General features: G+C 61.0%; 19 protein-coding genes and 1 pseudogene. 2 read left to right on the top strand and 18 right to left on the bottom strand.

Features of this window, described 5'->3' with window-relative positions; all coding sequences use genetic code 11:
• Window positions 1–35: 35 nt before the first annotated feature.
• The 13 genes and pseudogenes from VGB22_02975 to murJ all read right to left on the bottom strand — a co-directional run bounded on the left by VGB22_02975 (window position 36) and on the right by murJ (window position 15,464).
• Window positions 36–1,862 (bottom strand): ATP-binding protein, encoded by a 1,827-nt coding sequence (locus VGB22_02975; GenBank protein ID HEX9750242.1) that lies wholly within the window; start codon window positions 1,860–1,862, stop codon window positions 36–38.
• A 40-nt stretch (window positions 1,863–1,902) separates the two neighbouring features.
• Window positions 1,903–3,102: a type II secretion system F family protein gene (locus tag VGB22_02970; protein HEX9750241.1), complete on the bottom strand. Its 1,200-nt coding sequence runs from the start codon at window positions 3,100–3,102 to the stop codon at window positions 1,903–1,905.
• Window positions 3,089–4,204, bottom strand: a complete 1,116-nt coding sequence (locus tag VGB22_02965) for a type IV pilus twitching motility protein PilT (GenBank protein HEX9750240.1) — start codon at window positions 4,202–4,204, stop codon at window positions 3,089–3,091. Before VGB22_02965 ends, VGB22_02970 begins: the two co-directional genes overlap by 14 nt.
• 97 nt (window positions 4,205–4,301) lie before the next feature.
• Window positions 4,302–5,999, bottom strand: a complete 1,698-nt coding sequence (gene pilB / locus VGB22_02960) for a type IV-A pilus assembly ATPase PilB (protein ID HEX9750239.1) — start codon at window positions 5,997–5,999, stop codon at window positions 4,302–4,304.
• Between the two features lie 44 nt (window positions 6,000–6,043).
• A complete protein-coding gene (locus tag VGB22_02955) occupies window positions 6,044–6,523 on the bottom strand; it encodes a roadblock/LC7 domain-containing protein (GenBank protein ID HEX9750238.1) in 480 nt (159 codons plus the stop codon).
• A 386-nt stretch (window positions 6,524–6,909) separates the two neighbouring features.
• Window positions 6,910–7,488: pseudogene (locus tag VGB22_02950) on the bottom strand (ADP-ribosylation factor-like protein).
• Window positions 7,489–7,512: 24 nt separating this feature from the next.
• Window positions 7,513–7,851, bottom strand: a complete 339-nt coding sequence (locus VGB22_02945; protein HEX9750237.1) for a roadblock/LC7 domain-containing protein — start codon at window positions 7,849–7,851, stop codon at window positions 7,513–7,515.
• On the bottom strand, window positions 7,844–8,815 hold the full coding sequence (locus VGB22_02940; GenBank protein HEX9750236.1) for a hypothetical protein: 972 nt from the start codon (window positions 8,813–8,815) through the stop codon (window positions 7,844–7,846). Before VGB22_02940 ends, VGB22_02945 begins: the two co-directional genes overlap by 8 nt.
• Before the next feature lie 12 nt (window positions 8,816–8,827).
• Window positions 8,828–9,715 (bottom strand): tetratricopeptide repeat protein, encoded by an 888-nt coding sequence (locus tag VGB22_02935; protein HEX9750235.1) that lies wholly within the window; start codon window positions 9,713–9,715, stop codon window positions 8,828–8,830.
• 230 nt (window positions 9,716–9,945) lie between these two features.
• Complete coding sequence (locus tag VGB22_02930) at window positions 9,946–10,320, bottom strand: hypothetical protein (protein HEX9750234.1); 375 nt, start codon at window positions 10,318–10,320, stop codon at window positions 9,946–9,948.
• Window positions 10,317–11,498, bottom strand: coding sequence for a DUF4388 domain-containing protein (locus tag VGB22_02925; protein HEX9750233.1), 1,182 nt, complete (start codon window positions 11,496–11,498; stop codon window positions 10,317–10,319). Before VGB22_02925 ends, VGB22_02930 begins: the two co-directional genes overlap by 4 nt.
• A gap of 63 nt (window positions 11,499–11,561) precedes the next feature.
• The gene (locus VGB22_02920) at window positions 11,562–13,853 is read right to left on the bottom strand and encodes a ComEC/Rec2 family competence protein (protein HEX9750232.1); all 2,292 of its coding nucleotides are present in this window, start codon (window positions 13,851–13,853) and stop codon (window positions 11,562–11,564) included.
• A 12-nt stretch (window positions 13,854–13,865) separates the two neighbouring features.
• Window positions 13,866–15,464, bottom strand: a complete 1,599-nt coding sequence (gene murJ, locus VGB22_02915) for a murein biosynthesis integral membrane protein MurJ (GenBank protein ID HEX9750231.1) — start codon at window positions 15,462–15,464, stop codon at window positions 13,866–13,868.
• A gap of 104 nt (window positions 15,465–15,568) precedes the next feature.
• On the opposite strand from murJ, the gene rpsT reads away from it, so the two are divergent.
• The gene (gene rpsT, locus VGB22_02910; GenBank protein HEX9750230.1) at window positions 15,569–15,832 is read left to right on the top strand and encodes a 30S ribosomal protein S20; all 264 of its coding nucleotides are present in this window, start codon (window positions 15,569–15,571) and stop codon (window positions 15,830–15,832) included.
• Window positions 15,833–16,261: 429 nt separating this feature from the next.
• A complete protein-coding gene (locus tag VGB22_02905) occupies window positions 16,262–16,741 on the top strand; it encodes a group 1 truncated hemoglobin (protein HEX9750229.1) in 480 nt (159 codons plus the stop codon).
• A gap of 138 nt (window positions 16,742–16,879) precedes the next feature.
• Here VGB22_02905 and VGB22_02900 read toward each other — a convergent pair whose 3' ends face one another.
• The 5 genes from VGB22_02900 to VGB22_02880 form a co-directional block, all read right to left on the bottom strand.
• Window positions 16,880–18,058 (bottom strand): OmpA family protein, encoded by a 1,179-nt coding sequence (locus VGB22_02900; protein ID HEX9750228.1) that lies wholly within the window; start codon window positions 18,056–18,058, stop codon window positions 16,880–16,882.
• Between the two features lie 126 nt (window positions 18,059–18,184).
• Window positions 18,185–18,811 (bottom strand): superoxide dismutase, encoded by a 627-nt coding sequence (locus tag VGB22_02895; GenBank protein HEX9750227.1) that lies wholly within the window; start codon window positions 18,809–18,811, stop codon window positions 18,185–18,187.
• Between the two features lie 235 nt (window positions 18,812–19,046).
• Entirely contained in the window at window positions 19,047–20,246 is a 1,200-nt protein-coding gene (locus VGB22_02890; protein ID HEX9750226.1) for an NAD(P)/FAD-dependent oxidoreductase, read from the bottom strand.
• Window positions 20,247–20,264: 18 nt separating this feature from the next.
• Complete coding sequence (locus VGB22_02885; GenBank protein HEX9750225.1) at window positions 20,265–20,447, bottom strand: 4Fe-4S binding protein; 183 nt, start codon at window positions 20,445–20,447, stop codon at window positions 20,265–20,267.
• Between the two features lie 2 nt (window positions 20,448–20,449).
• Entirely contained in the window at window positions 20,450–21,550 is a 1,101-nt protein-coding gene (locus tag VGB22_02880; GenBank protein ID HEX9750224.1) for a hypothetical protein, read from the bottom strand.
• Window positions 21,551–21,626 lie beyond the last annotated feature (76 nt).

The raw sequence follows: 21,626 nt of genomic DNA, 5'->3' as shown, positions 1-21,626 counted from the left end.
CTGGCGGTGTACACGACACCGGCGCCTCCGGAGAGTCAGTCGCGGGATGTGACCGGATCAGACTGAGGCGTCCGGTCGGCTGTGGCGCCGTGATGGAGAACCTCACGGCCGGGACGCTCATCAACCGGACACCGTCTCAGACAGAGAACAAAACGCGCGCCCTGACCGGGGACGCTGTCGGACGTGATGTACCCGCCATTGTGATCGACCAGTCGTTTGACGATCGCCAGCCCGAGGCCGGTCCCTGTCGTCTTCGACGAGACAAACGGCTCATACAGGCGGTCGATAATGTCAGTTGGAATCCCGGTGCCGGTATCAATCACCGCAATCGAGACCCATTCGTGGGCCGTTGCGCCGGGCTGGTCAGGTGAATCCAAATCCGGGATGAAGGTCAGCTCGTCCTTGCCGAGCACGCGCACGCGAATCGTCACGGAGTTGTCGGCGCTCGGCTTGGCGGCACAAGACTCGATTCCGTTGAAGACCAGATTGATCAGAATCTGTTTGAGATGGTCGGAATCGGCGGCGAGATGGATCGACTGACGCGGCAGATCGATGGCGATCCTCGGCGCGCCGGTCGCCTGACGATCGAAGTGGCCGCGCGCGATCCGCACGACTTCGTCTAACAGGGTCGATACCTCGACTCGTCCGGCAACGACCGGACGCAACCGCGCATACAACAGAAAGTCCTGGACGATCTTGTTGAGACGGCCCGATTCGCGCACGATCAAATCCAGCAGTTGCTTGTTTTCCCCTTCCAGCTCGAGTGCGTCGCGCAGCACTTCCACCGACCCGGAGATCGCCGCCAATGGATTGCGAATTTCGTGTGCGATCCCGGCGGACAATTCGCCGATCGCGGCGAGACGATCTTGACGGCGCAGGCGCTCCTCGATCTCTTTGGCTTCGGTCAGGTCCTGAAATACCGCAACGACGCCGCGCGCCTGGCCGGCGAAGCCGCCAAGAACTGAGGTCGATAACCCAACCGGCATTTCGTGGCCGTCGGGACGGCGAATCTTCAGTTCCGTGCGAATGTCCATTCGCTGTGAATGGACGACGCTTTCGAGGCGTTCGGCGAACTCGGGAAATTGCTCGCCGAGGACTTCCTGGATCGGACGGCCGCGGACCTTCTTCTCGGAGACGCCGAGAATCTCCTCAGCCGCGCGATTGAAGTAAACGACACGTCCGCCAATGTCGACGGTCAGCACGCCTGAGCGCAAGTGCTTGAGGATGTCTCCGGTTTCCCATTTGGCGATGCGCAGCGCTTCGGAGGTATGCACCAGCGCGGCGTCCTTGTAATACAGGCGTTCCGCCAGATATCCCCCGGCGAATGCGCAGAGGAAGAAGATGCAGAGCCGCAGGAAGACGCTGAAAAATGCCTCGTCGGGAAGCTGCTTGAGTGCACCCAGACCCCCGACCGACCACAGCGACGACGCGTGATATCCCGCACCGGTCCAAATGGTTGTAACGAACGCGGCGGCAGCGACGGTTGCAACAACGAGCGTGCCCGCCAGACGGTAGCTGAGCGCCGCGGAGATGATTGTCATCAGGTACAGCGACACGGACGGCGAGGCGACACCCCCCGACTGGTGCACAATGACGGAGATGGCGGTCAGCTCCGAGAGCAGATGCGCGATCATCGACACCGGCGACAGTATGTGAAGTCCCCAGCGTTGGGACGTCAATGTCAGGAGGATGGCCGGAACTGAAACACAGAGATAGACTGCGATGACGGTGCGGACGATCGGATCGGATGACAGCCACGGCATCGCCATCGCGACCGTGACGGCGATGGTGACCAGCCGTGTGCCGACGACCCAGGCGGGGCGGACATCACCGATCGCGGAACGCCGTGTGTAGACAAACACGGGAGTCGGCCCCTGGCGGGGGGGTGTGATCCCCGGCACGTTACTGGATCTTGCCGATGATGTCGAACATCGGCAGATACATGGCAATTAGAATGCCGCCGATGATGACGCCCATGAACACGATGATCACCGGCTCGATGATCGACGTGAGCGCGCTGACAGCCGCATCGACTTCCTCGTCGTAAAAATCGGCGATCTTGGACAACATGTCGTCCAGACCGCCGGTCTTCTCACCGACGGAGATCATCTGCGTGACCATGGGCGGAAAGACGCCGGTGTCCTTCAGGGGACCAGTGATGGTGTCGCCCTCGGCGATCGCCAGCACCGAGCGGCGGATGGCGTCGTGAATGACGCGGTTGCCGGCCGTCTTGGCCGTGATTTCCAGCGCTTCGAGAATCGAGACACCCGAGGACAGCAATGTCCCCAGCGTGCGTGTAAAGCGGGACACGGCGCTCTTGCGAATCAGAGTCCCGATCAATGGCGCGCGCAGCATAAAGCGGTCGAAGTACAATCGACCCTTTTCGGTTCGCACGAAATACCGGAAACCGATCGCGAATCCGATGGCCCCCGCGAACATCATCAGGAGATTGTCGCGCAGGAAATGCGAAATTCGCAGGACGGCTTGTGTGGGTCCCGGCAGTTCCGCCCCCAAACCGGAGAACATCTTCGCGAAGACCGGCACGATCCATGTGAGCATCGCGAAGGTCACGCCGATGGCGACGACCACGATGACAGACGGGTACACCATGGCACCGCGAACCTTGCGGATCAGGGCATCGGCCTTTTCGCGGTAGTTCGCCAGGCGCACGAGGATCGTATCGAGCGCGCCGCCGATCTCGCCCGCCTCGACCATGTTCACGTAGAGATCATCAAACACCTTCTTGTGACGCCCGAGCGCCTCGGCCAGCGTCGAGCCCGAAGAGACCGACTCCTTGACCTCGCCGACCACGCGGCGCATCTCCGCTGCTTCCATCTGCTTGGAAAGAATATCCAGACACTGGACCATCGGCAGACCGGCGCCGATCATCGTCGCGAACTGGCGCGTAAATCGTGAGATATGGATCTTCTTAATCCCGGTGCCGATACGCAGCTTGATCTGCGACGGCTTCTTCTGCACCGAAGAGATGATGATCTTCTTGCGCCGCAGGGCACGATCCAGATCGTTGCGGCTTTTGGCCCTCATCTCACCGACGACCTGTGTGCCGGCAAGTGTCTTGCCCTTGTATTCAAACAGCGGCATGTTCGCCTCCCATGCCGGCCCGGACCCGTGTGCTGCCGGCTCCCTTGGCGCGCGCGATCATCTCGTCCATCTCCTGCGGATTCGAGGAACGTGACAAGGCATCACCGTACGTGATCTTATGTGTCAAATACAACTCCACCAGCGACTGGTTCATCGTGCGCATCCCATACTTCTGACCCGCCTGGATGAGACTGTATATCTGATGGATCTTGTCGTCGCGGACCGTCGCACGTATCGCCGGTGTGCAGATCAGAATCTCCGTGGCCAGCGCCCGGCCGCCGCCCACGCGCGGGATCAACTGCTGGCACACGATGGCCTGCAGCACGAACGACAACGTCACGCGCACCTGTTCCTGCTGATTGACCGGGAAAACGTCGACGATGCGGTTGATCGTCTCAGCGCATGAATTGGTGTGCAGGGTCGCAAACGCCAGATGACCGGTCTCCGAGATGTTCAGCGCCGATTCCACCGTCTCCAGGTCGCGCATTTCGCCGATGAGCACGACATCGGGGTCTTGCCGCAGCGCGTACTTCAACGCGGTGGCAAACGTGATTGTGTCAGACCCGATTTCGCGCTGGTTTACCAGCGAACACTGGTGACGGTGCAGGTACTCGATCGGGTCTTCGACCGTGATGATGTGGTTGTAGCGCTCGCGGTTGATTTTGTCGATCAACGCCGCCAGCGAGGTCGACTTGCCCGACCCGGTCGGTCCGGTGAGCAGCACGAGCCCTCGCGGCAAGTTCGCCAATTCGCTGACGACGCGCGGCAATCCCAACTCCTCAAACGACGGGATCGAGAACGGGATTTGACGAATGGCAATGGCGACGTTTCCGCGCTGGATAAAAATGTTGCAGCGGAACCGGCTGAGATTCTCAATACCGAAGGACAAGTCCAGTTCCCATGACTCCTCGAACCGCTTGCGTTGTTTCTCGTTCATGACGCTGTACGCGAGCTTTTTGGTATGCTCCGCCGCAAGAACTTCCATGTCGAGACGTTGCAGACGCCCGTCGACACGCAACTGCGGCGGCGACCCCACCGTCAGGTGCAGATCGGACGCGCGCTTTTCGCTCATTAATTCCAGAAGTTCGCGCAGTGTGACCATGTGTGTCCCCGGAATGGCTGATCAGGACCGGCCCGCCCGCCCGCGGTCGGCCCCTCTTTTACGGTATCGGCCGTCGAAGGCGGCCACTTGACGCCCCCTAAACGTTCGTTTCGGCCAGCACCTGTTCTAAGGGGATCATGCCTTTGCCCATCTTCTCCAGGGCGGCCGTGCGCAGCGTCAGCATCCCCTCGGTGATCGCCTGCTGCCGGATCTCGTCAACGGACGCCGAGTCCAGGATCATCCGCTCAATGAAGGGCGAAACCGGCATGACCTCGAAGATGCCCGTTCGCCCGGACAGCCCGGTGTTGTTGCAATCGGTGCAGCCGTGTCCGACGAACATCTTCAGTCCGCCCGCGTCCTCCTTCGCGATGTTCAGCAAGTCCAGATGATCGGCATTGATCGGGACCTCTTCTTTGCAGTTGCCGCAGATGCGCCGCGTCATTCGCTGCGCCATGATCAGCTTGGTGGCCGACGCGACCAGGTAGTTCGGCACACCCATGTCGATCAGGCGATGGATCGTCGACGGTGCGTCATTGGTGTGGAGCGTTGAGAACACCAAGTGTCCGGTCAGCGCGGCGCGGATTGCGATTTCCGCGGTCTCGCCGTCGCGAATCTCTCCGACCATCACGATGTCAGGGTCTTGACGGAGAAACGACCGCAATGCCGCGGCAAACGTCATTCCGATATCGGATTTGACCAGAACCTGATTGATCCCCTCGAAGTTGAACTCGACCGGGTCTTCGGCGGTCATGATGTTGACGTCGGGCTGGTTGAGCGTCTTCAGCGCCGAATAGAGGGTTGTCGTCTTACCCGAACCGGTGGGGCCGGTCACCAGGATCATCCCATAGGGCATGTTGATTGCCTTGGTGAAATTCTTCAGCGACGTCTCCGGGAAGCCCAGCTTGGTCAAATCGACCATCAGGGCCTCGGGATCGAGAATTCGCATGACGACCTTTTCGCCGAAGATCGTGGGGAGCACCGAGACGCGCAGGTCGACCGCACGCTTGCCCAGCTTGACCTTGATGCGGCCGTCCTGGGGCAAACGCCGTTCGGAGATGTCCAAATCGGCCATGATTTTCACGCGTGAGACGATGGCCGCGCGGTATTTGAATGGCAACGGCTGGGTCTCGCGCAGCATCCCGTCGATGCGGTAGCGGACGCGAATGCGTTTCTCGTACGACTCGATGTGAATGTCCGACGCGTGTCGTTGGATCGCCTCGAGGATGATCTTGTCGACGAGCTTGACGAGGGGCTTGTCCTGCACCTGCGACTGCAGGTCCATCTCCGAGACCTGTTCATCGGCCTCGATGACTTGCAGTCCGCTTTCATCCTCTTCCAATCCCTTGAGGATGTCGCCCAAACCCGCGGTGTCGGCGTAATAGTGCTCGATCGAACGCGCGATGGCGCGTTCCGGCGAGATGACCGGCTGGATCGTGCAGCCGGTGATGAATTTCAGGGCATCAAGGACGTAGATATTGTGCGGATCGGAGATCGCGACCACGAGCGTACGGTTGACGCGCGAGACCGCGATGACGTTAAAGCGCTGCGCGATGTCGTAGGGGATCAGCTTGACGACTTCGGTATCGAGCTCGACATCGGACAGGCGCAACGCCCCGATGTTAAGCTGCCGTCCGATGAAATGCGTGAGCTCATCTTCATCGACAACGGCACCCATGCGGACAACGACATCCGCGAATTTCTCATTCTTATCGCGAACGGCCTTGAGCGCATCTTCGAGCTGATCGGGCGAGAGTTTCCCCGCCTGAACCAGCATCTGGCCGAGTTCCTGCGACATCGGGACTTACGACCGGTCCCCCCCGCCGAGCGGCCCGGTTCGGTTTACTCCTTGAAAACGTTGTCGATCGTCTCACCCGCCGAACGCGAAAAGTCGGTGTCCAGCGCGCGGGCGGAGCCCTTCGGCGGTTGCGTCAACAATTCCCTGAGACGATCCGCGGTTTCCTTCGCATAGAGGCGCACCATCCCGATGGTTGTGCGATCATCGAAAACGATCGCCAGGATGCTGCGTTCGCCCACCAATCCGATGTGGATGTGGTCCTTTTGTCCCTGATGGAACAGAACCGAAAACTCCGGCTCGCCGACCAACCGCGCGATCTCCCGCGTGGAGGCGAAGCTGCCTGCCAGCAGAGCGCCCAGGGCTGTCGTGTCCAGCGATTGGGTGAACCCCTGCCGGGTGATCAGGTGGCCGTCCTTGTCGACCAAGAGGGCGCACTTGGCTTCCGCCTTCTTGATCAACCGCAAGAGGGCAGCGTTGATCTGATCAATCTGTTCCTCGTACAGAATCACGGCTCCCGATGCCATCGGTGACCTCCTCAACGGCCGAACAGCCAGCCGAACAACCGATCAAACTGCGAACGCCGGCGGCGCCGGACGCGCGTGCTCTTCTGCGCGGCCATGACCGGGGCGCCACTGGGCTGTTCCGGACGGTCGCGCAATTTCGAAACGGTCGATCCCGCAACGGGAGCGACCGGTATCTCGTCTTCATGAGTATCGCGCTCCGCCACGGCAACGGATTCCGATGCAGCGGCGACACGTTTCGTCGCAACGCCCGCTGCGGAAACCACCGCAGTCGGACGTGCGGCAATGGAAGCCAGTTCGGCCCTGGACGCCGACGTCTTGACCGGAGTTTGGGCCGTGGGGGTCGGCGTGGAACCGCCGGCCGGCGTAACGGCACCTTCCGATGTGCGTTTCTTCAGGTCGGCCAAGACCAGCTTGGAGACACGCTTCATCGTGTCGAAGACGCCCTGTCCCTTGACCGCCGCCGCCTCGATGTATGGCCATTGGTGCTTGTTGAGCACCGCTTCCATTTCTTCGATCGTGGCGATGTCGGGCAGGTCGCGCTTGTTGTATTGGATGACAATCGGCATCGTGTGGATGTCGAGATTGTAGGACTTCAGATTGTCCTCCATATCCGCCAACGACTCCAGATTGTCGTCCATCTTCGTTTTCTGGGAGTCCGCCACGAAAACGATGCCGTCGACGCCGCGCAGCACGAGCTTGCGTGTGGCGTTGTAGAAGACCTGTCCCGGGACAGTGTACATCTGAAATTTTGTGGCGAAGCCGCCGATCTCTCCCAGCTCCAGCGGGAGGAAGTCGAAGTACAGCGTGCGGTCGGCCTCGGTTGCCAGGCTGATCAAATCGCCACGCGACTTCTTGGGCAGTCGGTCGTGAACATACTGCAGGTTCGTCGTTTTGCCCGAAAGCCCCGGGCCATAGTAGACGATCTTGCAGCTGATCTCGCGGAACGCGTAGTTGATGGCAACCATCGTATTCGCTCGTCGGCCTTGTACTTAGGTGTTCTGCAGGGCGCCAATGGCGTTGCGGATCTCCAGACGCACCAATCCAATGTTCACGCGCGGCTCGGTCGTGACGACCAGTGTGCCGATCCCGGCATCGGTCAGGAAAATCTTCCGATCGTCGGCCTCGACGGTCACCTGCGTGAAGTCGTCGCCCCCCATCTCCCCGGTCGACTTGCGCACTTGTGCCGCGATGGAGGAGGCCAGTGCCCCGAGCACTTCATCGTTGGTCTTTTGATCGAGATCGGATGCGATCACGATACCGTCGGTGCCCACCAGCATGCTGCCGGTGACGCCGGTGGTCTTGTTCAGTTGTGCCAGTGTTTCATACATAGTGCGCCTCCCCGGCGCCGACATAACGGCGTCCGGCCTCCTGGAGATAGTGTGCGATCATATCGCGTGCGCGCCCGAGCCGCACGCCGATCAAATCATCCGTTTCGTTATCGGTCATAACACCCAGCCAGAACGAGCCCACCGATTCGACGATGACGCGACCGAGATCGGTGCGCACTTCGATGCGTTCGGGCTGGCATGGTCCCGTTACCGACAATCGACGTCGGTGAAAATCGGCCGCTTCGATGCTGATCGGAGCCCAGTACTCGGCGTCTTCGGAATAATGCTGACGTTGCCAGACGGCCAGGGGCAAGCCCTCGCCGTCGACAATCCAGCACAGTCGCACACCGTGATAGCCGCCGACATAGGAAACGGCGTCATCCAGCGTCGCCTGCCCCGGCTGCGATGCTTCCAGATGCACCGGACCGAGGATCCGATTCTCGCCGCCGCCCGCTGCACGGCTGCCGTATGCGCGACGTAGCGGACGCTGGACAAGTGCGCGCTTGCCGCCGAAGCCCACGGCGCGACGCGAAGTTCCACGATTGACTCCTTCGCCCATCAAGTGCTCCCAAACGGGACGCAACACGATCGGCATGAGCAACACGAGCACGATGACGGCAACGGGATACGACCAGAGGATTTCAACGGCGACGGTCTTCCACGGCATGTCATGCCCGACAGCGACCAGCACAGCCAGCGCGGCGCCGACCACCAGTCGCGCGAGAACCGTAAATCCCGCCGACATGAAACGCGTCGAAGTCGACAATCGCGCCCCGGCCAAAGTGAAGACACCGAAGTAGAATCCCCATTCCAGCAGTGAGAACAGGGGATTCAAGCCGAGGTCTGGAAAACCCAGACGACGCGGATAGAGTAGCAAGGGGATCGCGATCATCGCGCCGACGGCGACGAAGGTCTGGCGGATGAGAACTCCGCGCGGCAGCGGTTGTGCTGTAGTCTCTGCCATCATCTCCACCTCTTAGTGTGCCGATCCGCCCGAAACGCGGCGCGCGTTCGCAACGGCAGCTTGCCGCGCCGCGCCGAACGAGACGCCCGGATGTCCTGCGAATCCGATCAACCCGCGATTGCCCCGTCCGCACCACAGCTCGCCGTTGGATCGTTCAACACGGATCTCCTCGAGCGACGCATCGATCTTCAAGCGCAACAACTCATCAATTGCAGAGAACAGATTTGCAATGATCGTCCCCGTAGACCGGGCCGTCGGTTGGTCGGAGACCCCGGCCAACGGATCACCGTCGGCATCCCAGGCAAATGCGGTCGCCACCTGCGGGACCGTCTCGACCATCGCTTCCCACTCATCCCAGGAAATCGGAGACTCGGTCCTGGCAAACGACGGACGGTCTTGGCCGCTGACGGAACCAGAGGCCTCGGGAACGGTGCTCGTGACGAATTGTCGCGCCGTGTCGGCGCTGGGAAGTGTCCCATGCGTCTGCGTCGTTCGCAGCTTGGCCGCGACCTCTCGAACCTGATCGTTGTGGGGATCACCGACTTTCAATCTGGCAACGATCGGTGAGGCGCCGTCGATGTCACCCATGGCGATCCGAATCTCGGCCTCCAGCAAATCGGTGGCCCGCGTCGGATTATCGGCGCGGACCGCATGCTGAATCGATTCGAGCGCGTCACCGAACATGTGCTGATGCAGATACAACTTCGCCATGACCACGTGTGCGGGCGCATAATCGGGATGATGCTTGAGCCCGCCCTTGCAGATCGAAAATGCTTTACCGAAATCGCCGCGCTTACGGTAGGCGTCGGCCAGCGCGGCGAACACGCGCGAATGTGGGTTCTGCGCCAGGATGGCCAGACACTTGTCGATACGCTCGTCTAATTCCGCGACACTGATCATGTGCATGCCTGTGGCGATGGACCATGCGCTTCCGCCGCCGTTGTGCACCGCCCTGCATCCGGCGGCAGGGTCTCTTTGTTGATATCGACGTGCCGTGCCGGGGACTTAATGCGGAATCAGCGCACGCGCATCGGCTTACGTCCGGCCGAAGGCGTGAGGCGGATAACTGCGCAAGAGCGAATGTGTTGGATTGGCCCTACAGGTGCTGATCCGACGACAATCAAGCGTGTTCAGGCGAACAGTTTGCGAAACCGCAGCATCGCCACTAAAACCAGCGCTAAAGCGACAATGCGGATGACATCGAGCCACAGACCGATCGCCGGAATGATTCCAATCTCGCCGCAGAAGAAAGCGGCCTGCCCAAGGCACCAAACTCCGAAGCCGCCCATTAGCCAAAGCCAGCCAGCCCCCACTTTCCCGCCACGGATGGACAAGTAGACTTTGATGCTCAGGAAGACCAGCGCGGCAACGATCAGCATTACGATAGTCTCAATCAGAAAGGAACTGGCGCGCGAGCCACCAGGGCCCGCGTCGGCGATGGCCGGCGTGGCATGGATCGCGAGTCCCAGAAACGCTGTCGTCATTCTGGTTGCCTGTTTCGTCACGATGCGTCTCCCCGCAGGGCGAAGTTCAGCTCCCGTCGTATGTCATAATTATCGGCAATATCTCGCTTCTGCCCCAACACCAGCATGAGATCCTGTTCGATGTGGCGAACGAGCTGATTGGCGCGATGCGAGCCCAGGCGGTCGCGTACGCTGTCAATCGCGTGGCGGAGTGTGCGCCCCGAGACATCCAGGACTCGATGCAGGCGGACGGCATCGGGAATCTGTGCCGCCAGATCGCGAAAGGCGGCTACGCCGCCGTTGCCCCCACGATCGACCAGCATGTGGGACATTCCCCGGGCATCGTCCTCGCAGGACTCGGGAATGCGCATGAACAGACGGTCGCCCGCCGCCCCGAGTTGATCGGCCAATATCTGACGGGCCGCTTCCAACGCCCGCGAATAGACCTGATAGATCAGATTGAACACGTCTCCCTCATCGGCCCGTTGCCGCGCCGTCTCGGATTTTTGCGGACACGGTTCGGCCAGCGACGCCGACAGGACCTTGTGCAGCGCCTTGGACGCCGCGTACTCGCCGTGCATCGAGTGCCCGACGATCTCTCCGACCGTACGCTCGCCGTCGATCGCGACTAAAACCTCCAGGTCCTCCGACGTGAGCGTAATTTCACCGTTCGTGATTCGGGGCGTGAGTATGTGGCGAAGGACGGCATCCTCACTTGGGAGCGCATGTGCGATTTGGGCGTATTCATCGAAGCGCCGGGCGCCCTCCATCATGACGTTTAGCGTGTTGAGATCCACCAGTATCTGCGAGGGGCCGGGTTCTTCGGCCTCGACGAAGTGGAACTCGCCGTCAGTCCAGCCGAAGACCGCGTAGACGACTTCTTCAACTTGCGCGCGCAACACGTTCATCAGTTTGTCGCGCGCGAGAAGATCCATATCGATCAACACCTGACCGAGGCGGCGTTTGGTTGAACGTTGGCGTTTGAGTGCGCGGTCCAGCACATCGGGCGTGATCTCGCCGCGACGCAGCAGCAACTGACCCAGCCGTTCCTCATCGGTCGGCGGATCGGACAACGCCGCGATGATGTTGCCCCCGCGAAAGAAAATCTTCTTGCTGCGTTTGGCGCGTTCCAGATGAAGCGCACCGGTTTTCTTGCCGGTGGAAATCAACTGCAACGCATCGCCAAACGAGACGGTCTTGAAATTTCCGGCAAAACTCATTCCTGCTGTTGCCCCCTTGTGTGAGGACGCCTCTACTCTTATCGGGGAGCACGTGCCGCCACTTTACGGTACAGCCGGCCGGTCGCTGTCAAAGAACTCGATAGTGGGCTTGATGCGGATGGCCGTTTCGTCAAGCTCAACGAGGGTTCCTCCGTGCAGGTCAGTCGCCCAGAAGCGCGTGTGCGGAAAGCGGATACGCCAGAACGCCACCGCTTCATCAGGATAGCGACGGTACCGGAGGCGTCCGAACAGCACGACCGATTCCGGTTTCAGGTCCGTTACCAGCGCTCGGAGGATCAATGGACGTGTGTCGGCCGGAACGATCAGAGTTCCTTCGGTCGCGGCGAGATTGAGCGCTTTCGCCGCGAACTGTTCGGCATCACGAATCAGCAGGACGCAGTTTCGCCCTGATTGGATCACATCAGCTATTATGATGGACGTCGTGCCGCCGGATGCTGACGTATCAACGACACGGACCCATCGGCCCGCGCCAGGGATTGAAGCCACGTCGGACCTTCGGGCATGGCCATCGGGCGCGGTCTTCCAATCATTCCATTCGATCGACTCCGGCGATCCGAATACGTGCCGGGCGAACGGCTCGACAGTCCACTGCATTGTTCCTTCGACAACACGTGCGCTGTCGGCAAACCAGACGGGCTCCTGTCCGGGCAACGCTACGGCCACGATGTGTTGACTGCCGGCATCCAGGAGCGCGACCGCGACAGGTTTCTCTATGGTGCCAAAGGCGACAGACACGCTCTGCCAGGCGACCAATGCCAACGCGGTGTATACAGCCGGCCGCATCCACGCGTAGCGAAAGCGCCATGCCAACAGCAAACTCAGCAAGACATAAAAGAGCGTGATCGACGCGATCGAAGGGTCAGGCCAGTCGACGACAGCATGCGGCCACCCGGCGAAAAACCCAGCCACACCGGTCGCCGTTCGAATGAGTAGCTGCAAGGGCCATGTCATGAAGTCCGGCAGCGAGCGGGTCACAACCCCGACCCCCAAGGCCACGACGCCCAGTTGCGCCGTCAGACCGGCGAGCGGGACCATGACGATGTTGGAGAACACCCCGACGAGCGGGACGGTGCCGAAATGTGCGGCTAAGACCGGAGCCGTGGCGATGCTGGCGGCGGCCGATGAGACGGTGATGAACAAGATTCCGCGCGAGATGCGCTTGAGACGTCCGGCGCGAGGATCACTCCACAACGAGTGAACCCGTCTCAGCATTACGGCAATCGCCAGCACTGCCGCGAACGAAAGCTGGAATCCCGGGCGGAACAATTGCGACGGCGCGATCAGCAGAATCAGAAACCCGGCAGAGCCGACGGCATTGATGATGTCAACGGGCCGATGGACGACCCCGGCCAGCATCACCATGGTGACGACGATCGCGGCGCGGACAACCGACGGCTCGTTGCGCGTGAGAAACGCGAACAGGACGACGATGATGATCAGTGCCGATGTGCGGATGCGCCGATTGACGCGAAGCACATACAGCGGCCAGAAAAACACTCCGACGATCAGCCAGACATTGGCGCCCGAGACGGCCAGCAGATGCAGGGCGCCGGAATCACGGAACTGATCCACGACCGATTGCGGAATCCGTTCGGTGTCTCCCAGCAGAAACCCCAAGAGCAGCGCGCTCGACTCGGGCGGAAGATTCTCGACGAAAATGCTCCGAATCCACCGCCGGGCCGGTTCGACAAGATTTGTCGGCGACCAAAGCGATCCCTCGGAAGCCAGAATGCGAAGCCCGGCAACGGGCGTGGCGATGGCATCCATCCCCTGGCGCCGCAAATGGCGGGCGTAATCGAGCCCCCCGGGATTGCGACGGATAAAGGGAAATCGTACATATCCGCGGAAGCGTACATAGTCGCCATAGCGAACGTCGTCCAGCGAGTGGCCCGTTGACAGCAGGAGCCGGGACGAAAGCGGCGCCGTGCTTCCAGCCGCGCTCACCGCCTTCAATTCGAACGGCGCGCGCCAGCCGTGGGACCTCTGATAGGGAATCCCGGCGATGCGTCCGAACAACTCTACCGGCCGCCGTGATTCTGCCAGTTCCAACAATCCCGCGTGGGGACGTCCGGCATTCTCGACCGCAATTCGGAACGCCCCGACGCTGACCAAGACGAACATTGCCGTGACGACTGTCGACAACTTTGGATTCGGAATCCCATACAACGCCAACGAGAGGAGCAGCAGGCCGGTCAGTACCGCACACCAGACCAGCGGTGTCCCCCAGCGATCGCCGACGACGATGCCGAGTGCCACCAGAACCGCGCACCACAGCGCCGGACAACGCCGTCCGCCGACGGGAACGCGGGAGGCAAATGTCGTTGTGTCAGACATGCAAATCGTGTGTCAGCGCCGTCGCAGAGCAAACTCTGCGCCGAGATGACGGTAACCGAACATCCAGGTTGTCGCAATGTAGACGAGCCCCGCGGTCGCAATCGCGACAAGTGTCACCGTGATGATCCCGAGGGGAAGTCCCTGGATCGACGGGCGCAGTGCCATCCATTCTCCGATACGGACCGCGAGCCAGCCGAGCGCGGCAAAGACCACACAGTGCCCGAGAACCGCTCGGACCCGCAGCGGTCCGTGACGTGCCTGCCCCAGCAGGATCAGCAACCCCGCCTGTACCACCGCCGACCCGGCAACTGCCAGGGCCAGTCCCGCATATCCCAACGGTTCACGAAGGAGGGCCATGGCGACCAGATTGACCAGGATCGATGCGACGCCGCAGTACATCGGCGTGCGTGTGTCCTTGTGCGCATAGAAGACCGGCGCGGTCACACGGACTGCCGCCATGGCCGGCAGGCCAATCGCGTAATACTTCAGCGCCCGCGCCGTGTGATACGCATCGTCGGCGCTGAACTGGCCGCGTTGATAGAGTGCGGCGCAGATCATCTCACCGAAGAGCCAAAATGCGATCGCGGTCGGAAGCACAAGAAAGAATACCGTCTGCAGCGTGCGCGCGTAGGTCTCGCGCGCGTCGTGCTCGTCGCCGGCCGCCACCTGTTCGGACAGTCGCGGAAGCCCGACAGTCGCGGCCGCAACAGCGAACACTCCGAGCGGCACGAACAGGATACGAAACGCGTAGTTGAGATAGGCAACCGGTCCGTCGCCAAGCGTCCAGGCGAAACGTGTCATCGCCAGTACGTTCACTTGCACCGCGGCCGCGCCGATGGCGGCCGGGAGCATCAATCGCAGCACTGTGCGTACACGCGCATCGCGCCAGCCCCGCTGCCACCGCATACGAAATCCGATGCGATGAAGCAGCACCGCCTGCGTCGCCCATTGCAGCAAGCCACCCGCGAGGACTCCCCACGCCAACGCCAGCACCGGCGTCTCCAACCGCGGTGACACGAAGACGGCAGCGCCGATCACTCCGACATTGAACCCCGCCGGGGCCAGTGCCGGCATCCCGAAGTGCCCAAAGGCATTGAGCGCACCCATCAACGCCGCTGCCAAAGAGACCAGCAACAGAAACGGAAACATCCAGCGCGCCATCGTCACCAGCAGTTCCACCTTGTCCGGCGTATCGCCTTCGCCGCCGGAGAAAACCCAGGCGATCTGCGGTGTGATGATGATCCCGACGATGCAAACGAACGCCAACCCCAGGGACAGAACTGTCAGCACGCGATTGAGGAGTTCGAATGCGGCCTGCTTGCCTTCGGTTCTGAGGGTGGAAGTAAACGTCGGTACAAAGGCAGCGGAGAATGCCCCCTCCGCCAGAAAGTCACGTAACAGATTGGGGATTCGAAAGGCGGCGACAAAGACATCGGCCATCGCCCCCGCACCAAAATAATAGGCGATGACCTGCTCACGGACGATTCCCAACACGCGTGAGAGCATGGTCGCCCCGGCGACAGTCCCGGTGCGGCGTGCGAATCGTGTCGGGTCAGAGCGGCCATTCGGCGCGGGCGGACCGTTTTGGGATGCTTGTCTTTCGGGTTCCATGTGTTATATTCGTGCTTCGACCTGGCGCGGGCCGCGCCAGGTCCGGATCGCAACAGGATACCCGTCCCCGGCGAGGGGACCAACGAGGAAAAGAAAGGTAGATCGTGTCGAAACGTCGTCCCGCCGACCGCAAGCATCTGCGCCAGACCATCAAGCGCACCAGCGCCAACCGCCGTCACAAATCCAATCTGCGCGGCGCACTCAAGGATTTCGCGGCTGCCGAGAAAACCGAGGGGCGTGAGGAAAAATTGCGCGCACTGACCTCATCGCTCGACAAAGCCGCGTCGCGCGGCATCATCCACCGCAACAAAGCCGCCCGCCTCAAATCGCGCTTGTCAAAGCGGACTCAAAACCCAGCAGCTTCCTGATCGGGCCCTTGAGAAATGTAGAAAGCCCCGCCGATGCGGGGCTTCTGTGTGGGCTCCGAGCGGGGAACGGACGACGCGTCAACCGCCATCTTGATCATTCGTCTCCCTCGGAATGGCAATGAATCTGAGAAGGGCGGCTCGCTCGCACGCGATCTGTCCAGGAGTTGCCCCCTCGTCCGGCGAAGGCGGCAATCCGGGCGACCGGCCGCAGAGACAAGGTCATTCGACATGGCGTGGCGATGATTTGTATGTTGCAGAAGGTGTCCTGAGCGTCATAGTTTTGTGATGATACGACACTGGCGTGGGGCGTAGCGGCGACCCTCCGGCCTGTATTGTCGTCTTCAAAGAGATTGAGGAACCCGTGCGAGACAACAAGAGAGCGGCCGCGAGCCGGTCGCGGAGACACTCGTTAAGATGGAGGAGAGCACAATGGTCCGAACGAAAACTGCCTCGGTGATCACGATTCTCGCGGTCGCCGTGTGCGCCACAGTCCCGTTGGTCGCGAGATCTCAGAACGCGCCGGAGACCGAGACCCGTTCACTGTACGAGCGCCTCGGCGGTCTGGCGCCCATCTCGGTGGTCGTCAGCGATTTCATCGACGCGATGGTGCCGGATTCGATCCTCAATCGGAATCCCGCCATCGACAAGGCAAGGAAACTGGTACCCGCACCATATCTCAAGTACCACGTCACGGCCATGGTGTGTCAGGCCACCGGCGGACCATGTCAATACACCGGACGCGGCATGAAAGAGTCGCACGCGCATCTCAACATCTCGGAAGTAGACTGGGATCGAATGGTGGAAATCCTCAAGGGCGTCCTTGCCAAACACAGTGTGCCTGAAAAGGAGACCTCCGAGTTGATGGCGATCGTCGAATCCACGAAAGCGGACATCGTCAAACCGAAGTAATCGTGTGATGTTCGGCATCCGGCATACGATGATGCCGGACACCGAGAAACACTTTCGCCCGGCAATCAATGCCGGCGGCCATCAAGTTGTCGAATCATGCTCCGACCGCCCGGTCGGCGAAGCGTACCGAGGCGGCGTCTACAGCTTCACCAGCTCGCTGCGGCGATTGGACTGACGACCTTCCGGCGTGTCATTGCTCGCCACAGGATGGGATTCGCCGTATCCCTTTGCCTGCAAGCGCGATTCGTCAATCTCGAACTCAGCGATCAGATAGTCGCGCACGGCATTGGCGCGGAGTTCGCTGAGCGACTGATTGGAGGCGTCGTCACCAGTGTTGTCCGTGTGTCCTTCGATGATCAGCTTCAGATCGGCGTGGTCCGTAAGCATCTTACCGATCTCCTTCAATGTCGGGGTCGATTCGGGACGGAGACGGTCGGAGCCGGAATCGAAGAGAATGCCCTGCGTGGCAACGCGTCCTGAATCGAGCAGGGCATCGTAGATCGTTTTGTCACTGGACGCGACGCGGAAGTTGGCGAGCAACAACGGACGATCGTCGTTCGCCGCGATGTCAAAATAGAGCTTGTCGGCGCGCGGGAATGTGCATTTGGGGACATTGGCGAGGCGTTTTTCATTGATGTAAACTTTCATGTACCCGCCGTCAGCCAGCACGCGGCAGTGCATCGGGCGACTGAAGACGGCGTCATCGATCGCCCCCATTGCAATCGGCGTGGCCGCTTTCAAGTTGCGCAGACCCGCCTGGCGATTGGTGATGTCGAGATAGATTTGCGCCTGTTCGACACTCTGGCTGCCGCTAAACTCCGGGTCTTCACCGCTGATCCCGATGCTGTTGTATCCCGGCGGCGCAAAGAAGTCAAACTCGATGGTGAACTTTTCGGGCAGAGTCTCGGGCAATCCGATGCTGAATCGGCTCCAGGTCGATGCGCGCAGCCAACGGGTCTTGTCCCAGTCGGCGACTTCCATGTTCCCCTCGCCGAACTCAAATCGTCGCGGGAAGTTTCCTACTTGCTCGGCGGTCAGATCATCATAAAAGATCACACGATTCCCCGGAACAAAGTCGTAGTTGAGCCAAGGGCCGCTGCCCGGTTCTGCCCCCGCGGCTTCCTGCGATTGCGACGCCTGATCCTTCCCGGTTTCGCCCTGAGGAGTCGCCGGAGTCTCGGACGGGGTGTCGACCTTCTTCTCGGCTTCCTTTTTGACCTTGTCTTCGGCTTTCTTCTTCAGACCGCCCAGTTGTGCCGATACCGGCCCCGCACTCAGTAATAGTGCGGAGACGCAGAGCATTGCCGTGACCGTCATCTTTCTCACGAAATCCTCCCCAAGCGGTGGATAGAGCTTGTGTCGACTGCGAACATGGCCGCCCAAGTTAGCCCCGGCGCGAGAGCGGAACAAGTACTGTCCTCAGAAACGGCGCTGCCACTCCCCCTATGTTCCGGCACACGCCGTGAGCCGTCGCGCGACATCCGACCAATTCGCTACGTCCCAGAATGCCTTGATGTAGTCGCCGCGCTTGTTTTGATACTTGAGATAGTAAGCGTGTTCCCAGACATCGAGCACCAACAGCGGTGTCACTCCCCAAACGGAGAGATTCTGGTGTTTCTCGGCCTGGAGGACGACAAGGTTGCGTCCAACCGGTTCCCACGCGAGGATTCCCCAGCCGCTGCCCTCGACGGCGCCCGCCGCCGCGGAGAACTGCGCTCGAAATGAGTCGACCGAGCCAAAGCTGTCTCCTAACGCTTTGCCGAGATCGCCGGAAGGTGTCCCACCGGCACCGGTCGGCGTCATGTTGTCCCAGAAGATACAGTGCAGGACGTGTCCCGACCCGTTGAAAGCCAGATCGCGGCTGATCGCTTTGATCGCGGCAAAGTCGTTGGCAGCACGCGCCGATTTCAAATCGACGAGCGCCTTATTCATCCCCCGGACATACCCCGCGTGATGGATGTCATGGTGCAGCCGCATGGTCTGCTCGTCGATCGACGGTTCCAGGGCGTTGTACGCGTACGGCAAAGGCGGCAGCACATACTCGCCCTTCGCGCCATCCCACCCCGGCATCGCCAATGCCTCACCGGATTGCGCCCATGTCGAATTTGTCAAGCCGCCTGCCAGCAAACCCGCCGCCGCCGTTCCCATCAGTCCCAGTGCATCACGCCGTTCCATCGCTCGCCTCCTCAATCCGATTATAAGCGCACAATAAGGTGATCCAATGAAGGTGGTGAGTCAAGGCGACGACATTGTCGATGAATCATGGTCAACGATTGGTCACGGACACGAAAAGTACTCAGTGTCCTCACGCCATGACATGCCGTGCGAGTCGCAGTATCGAGGACGTCCCACGCAATCCGGACTTGATGACGTCGATGGGATCGATGCCGGAGATTGTTTTCTTGTCGTACGTTGGTCCCAGTGCCTTGAAGAGAGCATCAAAGTCGGCGTCGGTCATGCGCAGATACACGCGTCGCGTCCACAGAAAGAAACGCATCTCACGTCCGCGTGCCGCCATCCAGTTATCGGGATAGCGTCGCAGTATGGACAGGTTGCCGCTGCCGTCGCGCATGTAGTCGATTGCGGCATTCGCAGCGAGCCGTCCCGACCACAAGGCATTGGCGATCCCCGCGCCGGTGATCGAATCCAGCAGACGCGCGGCATCGCCGGCGACCATGACATTCCGCTTCAGCAGGAAGCGCCGTCCGCAAAACTCGGGAATACCGCCGACAGAACGCTTCAATGGCTTGGGGTCGGGTTTGCCGAAACGGTACTTGATGAATTCGCGCAAAAGCGACATCGCCTTTTGTCTGTTGGCCACCGCCGGCGCGATGGCAATTCCCACATTGGCGGTGTTGTTCCCCTTGGGAAACACCCAGGCGTAGCCGCCGGGTGCGACTCTCGTCCCGAAGTAAAACTCCATGCGCGACGCATCAAGATCCGGGACATCGCCGAAGAGGAATTGCGCGGCCGAATCCATGTGATCGACCGACAGCGTTGTGTCCAGACCGGCCCAGCGAGCAACCATCGACTCGATTCCGTCGGCGGCGATGATCAGTTCACACCCGACAGAGTCTTCGCGCTCGCCCTCCAGCAGGCGCACGCCGGTGAACCGGTCGTTCTTCCCGTTGAGCAATCCGACAACTTCCGTGCCGGTTGCGACGTCGCAGCCCGCCTCGGCGGCCATGTCGGCCATTCCCTGCTCGAAGCGTCGCCGCGAGAGCACAAACCCGGCGTCGGGATGCGAGAACTCGACCGTGTGGCCGCCCGGCGATTCCAGGAAACACCGCTCGACATCGGCCTCCACCCAGTCGCGATTCAACTCGACGTTGTCGGTCAAACCACACCGAGATATTCCTTCGGCACAGCACAGCGGTTCGCCGATCGTGTGATGTTTCTCGACTAAGAGCGTGCGCAGCCCGGCGCGCGCAGCGGTGAGCGCTGCCAACCCTCCGGCGGGACCGGCGCCCACGACAACCACATCAAAATGGCGGTCGGTTTTCATCGGTCAAAGACGTGCGCACTACTCGATGGCCAGCGCTTCCGTCGGGCAGGCGATCACGCACGCGTCGCAGAGCACACACTCCTCGTGGATGATCTCCAGCTCTGTTGGGCGCAGCACCAAGGCGTCATACGCGCACACCGCGACACACAGGCCGCATTCAGCGCAGGCCCCGTGATCGAGTGTCAACTCGGAGCCGCGCATGCTCAATACTCGGTGGCGCCTGGCGGGATAATGCGCAGACGTGACATCCCGTCGCGGTCGGCGAACAGCAGCGTCTGATGGTCGCCGATGAATCGCACCATGGGATACTGGGCGCCCCAGGATTTGGGCGCGCGCGCGCGGCGCCCGATCAACTCACCATGGCGATTGAACACGAGGCAGCGGCTCTGTGCGTGGCGCAGGGTCGATGTCGCGCCGGGATCATAATCGGCGCCGACCGCGACCCAGTCGGCATTCTTCGAAATGTCGAGTGAACGGAGGTTCCAGCCGGGGACATCGTTGACAAACTCCCAGAGCAACTCGCCGGGCTCGACACGGAACAGTGCCAATCGATCGGCGGAAATAGCCGCGCCGTAGCCGGCATCCGGTGAGAGCGCCACACTGCGGATGGATCCGTATTCGGCGGGCCACGCCAACTCGCCGACTCCCGCCCCGCCGGAGAAGAGGCGGATCGTGCTCTGTCTCGCGATAGCGACGATCTGGCCGTCAACCGATGACGCCCAGGAATCGGCGATGCCGAGAGCGTAGAGCATCTGGCCGTTTCCACGGGCGACATTGAGCGCGCCGTCGCCAGTCTGATAGAAGAAGCGGCTGCCGTCGCGGGAGTACCGTCCGCTTTTGAAGGCATCGACGGCAATGGTGTCGGAGACGCGTCCGTTCTCATCGCGGAATTCCAGGACGGTGCCCTCAAGCCCTTCCGCACCGACGATCCCGCATACGGCGGCACCATTGGGAGCGAGGATCGCCTTGTTGAAGCCGGGATTGTCGATCGCCAGAGTGCGAATGCCATTGGGATCGTACATCTCAAAGCGCACGACCGACAACGTCATCGGCTGGCGATCGGCATACAGCAGTACACCGACTCGCTCCGCCGCGAGGGGCGCGGTGAGGACTTCCTTGCCCCGCAAGTCGACCGACTCTTTGAGCCGACCGGATTCGTCGTAGAAGCAGACCTTCCCTTTTTCGACTGTTGACCAGCCGCCGGAACTGAATACGACCCATTCGCTGCCCGAGAATTCAGTTTCGAATTCGGATCGAAGCTCGACCGCCGGAGTTTGCCCGGCAGAAGCAATGCTCACTGCCATGAACAACGCCGCAATTGTGCTGAGCCGATCCAGCATCCGATGGACAGAAGTCGGCATCGTAATGAGAATATTACGC

This window comes from Candidatus Zixiibacteriota bacterium (assembly GCA_036397555.1).
Lineage (GTDB): Bacteria > Zixibacteria > MSB-5A5 > WJJR01 > WJJR01 > DATKYL01.
The sequence above is the reverse complement of the archived record's forward strand: the minus strand, read 5'-3'. Positions and strand labels throughout refer to the sequence as shown.

Excerpts from the sequence above, each read along its gene's own strand:
- VGB22_02905 (HEX9750229.1), top strand. The coding sequence starts at position 16,262 with ATGGTCCGAACGAAAACTGCCTCGGTGATCACGATTCTCGCGGTCGCC.
- VGB22_02940 (HEX9750236.1), bottom strand. The coding sequence starts at position 8,815 with ATGGCAGAGACTACAGCACAACCGCTGCCGCGCGGAGTTCTCATCCGC.
- VGB22_02885 (HEX9750225.1), bottom strand. The coding sequence starts at position 20,447 with ATGCGCGGCTCCGAGTTGACACTCGATCACGGGGCCTGCGCTGAATGC.
- VGB22_02925 (HEX9750233.1), bottom strand. The coding sequence starts at position 11,498 with ATGAGTTTTGCCGGAAATTTCAAGACCGTCTCGTTTGGCGATGCGTTG.
- VGB22_02970 (HEX9750241.1), bottom strand. The coding sequence starts at position 3,102 with ATGCCGCTGTTTGAATACAAGGGCAAGACACTTGCCGGCACACAGGTC.
- pilB (HEX9750239.1), bottom strand. The coding sequence starts at position 5,999 with ATGTCGCAGGAACTCGGCCAGATGCTGGTTCAGGCGGGGAAACTCTCG.
- VGB22_02965 (HEX9750240.1), bottom strand. The coding sequence starts at position 4,204 with ATGGTCACACTGCGCGAACTTCTGGAATTAATGAGCGAAAAGCGCGCG.
- VGB22_02955 (HEX9750238.1), bottom strand. The coding sequence starts at position 6,523 with ATGGCATCGGGAGCCGTGATTCTGTACGAGGAACAGATTGATCAGATC.
- VGB22_02920 (HEX9750232.1), bottom strand. The coding sequence starts at position 13,853 with ATGTCTGACACAACGACATTTGCCTCCCGCGTTCCCGTCGGCGGACGG.
- VGB22_02890 (HEX9750226.1), bottom strand. The coding sequence starts at position 20,246 with ATGAAAACCGACCGCCATTTTGATGTGGTTGTCGTGGGCGCCGGTCCC.
- VGB22_02895 (HEX9750227.1), bottom strand. The coding sequence starts at position 18,811 with ATGCCGGGGTGGGATGGCGCGAAGGGCGAGTATGTGCTGCCGCCTTTG.
- VGB22_02900 (HEX9750228.1), bottom strand. The coding sequence starts at position 18,058 with ATGACGGTCACGGCAATGCTCTGCGTCTCCGCACTATTACTGAGTGCG.
- murJ (HEX9750231.1), bottom strand. The coding sequence starts at position 15,464 with ATGGAACCCGAAAGACAAGCATCCCAAAACGGTCCGCCCGCGCCGAAT.
- VGB22_02945 (HEX9750237.1), bottom strand. The coding sequence starts at position 7,851 with ATGTATGAAACACTGGCACAACTGAACAAGACCACCGGCGTCACCGGC.
- VGB22_02880 (HEX9750224.1), bottom strand. The coding sequence starts at position 21,550 with ATGGCAGTGAGCATTGCTTCTGCCGGGCAAACTCCGGCGGTCGAGCTT.
- VGB22_02935 (HEX9750235.1), bottom strand. The coding sequence starts at position 9,715 with ATGATCAGTGTCGCGGAATTAGACGAGCGTATCGACAAGTGTCTGGCC.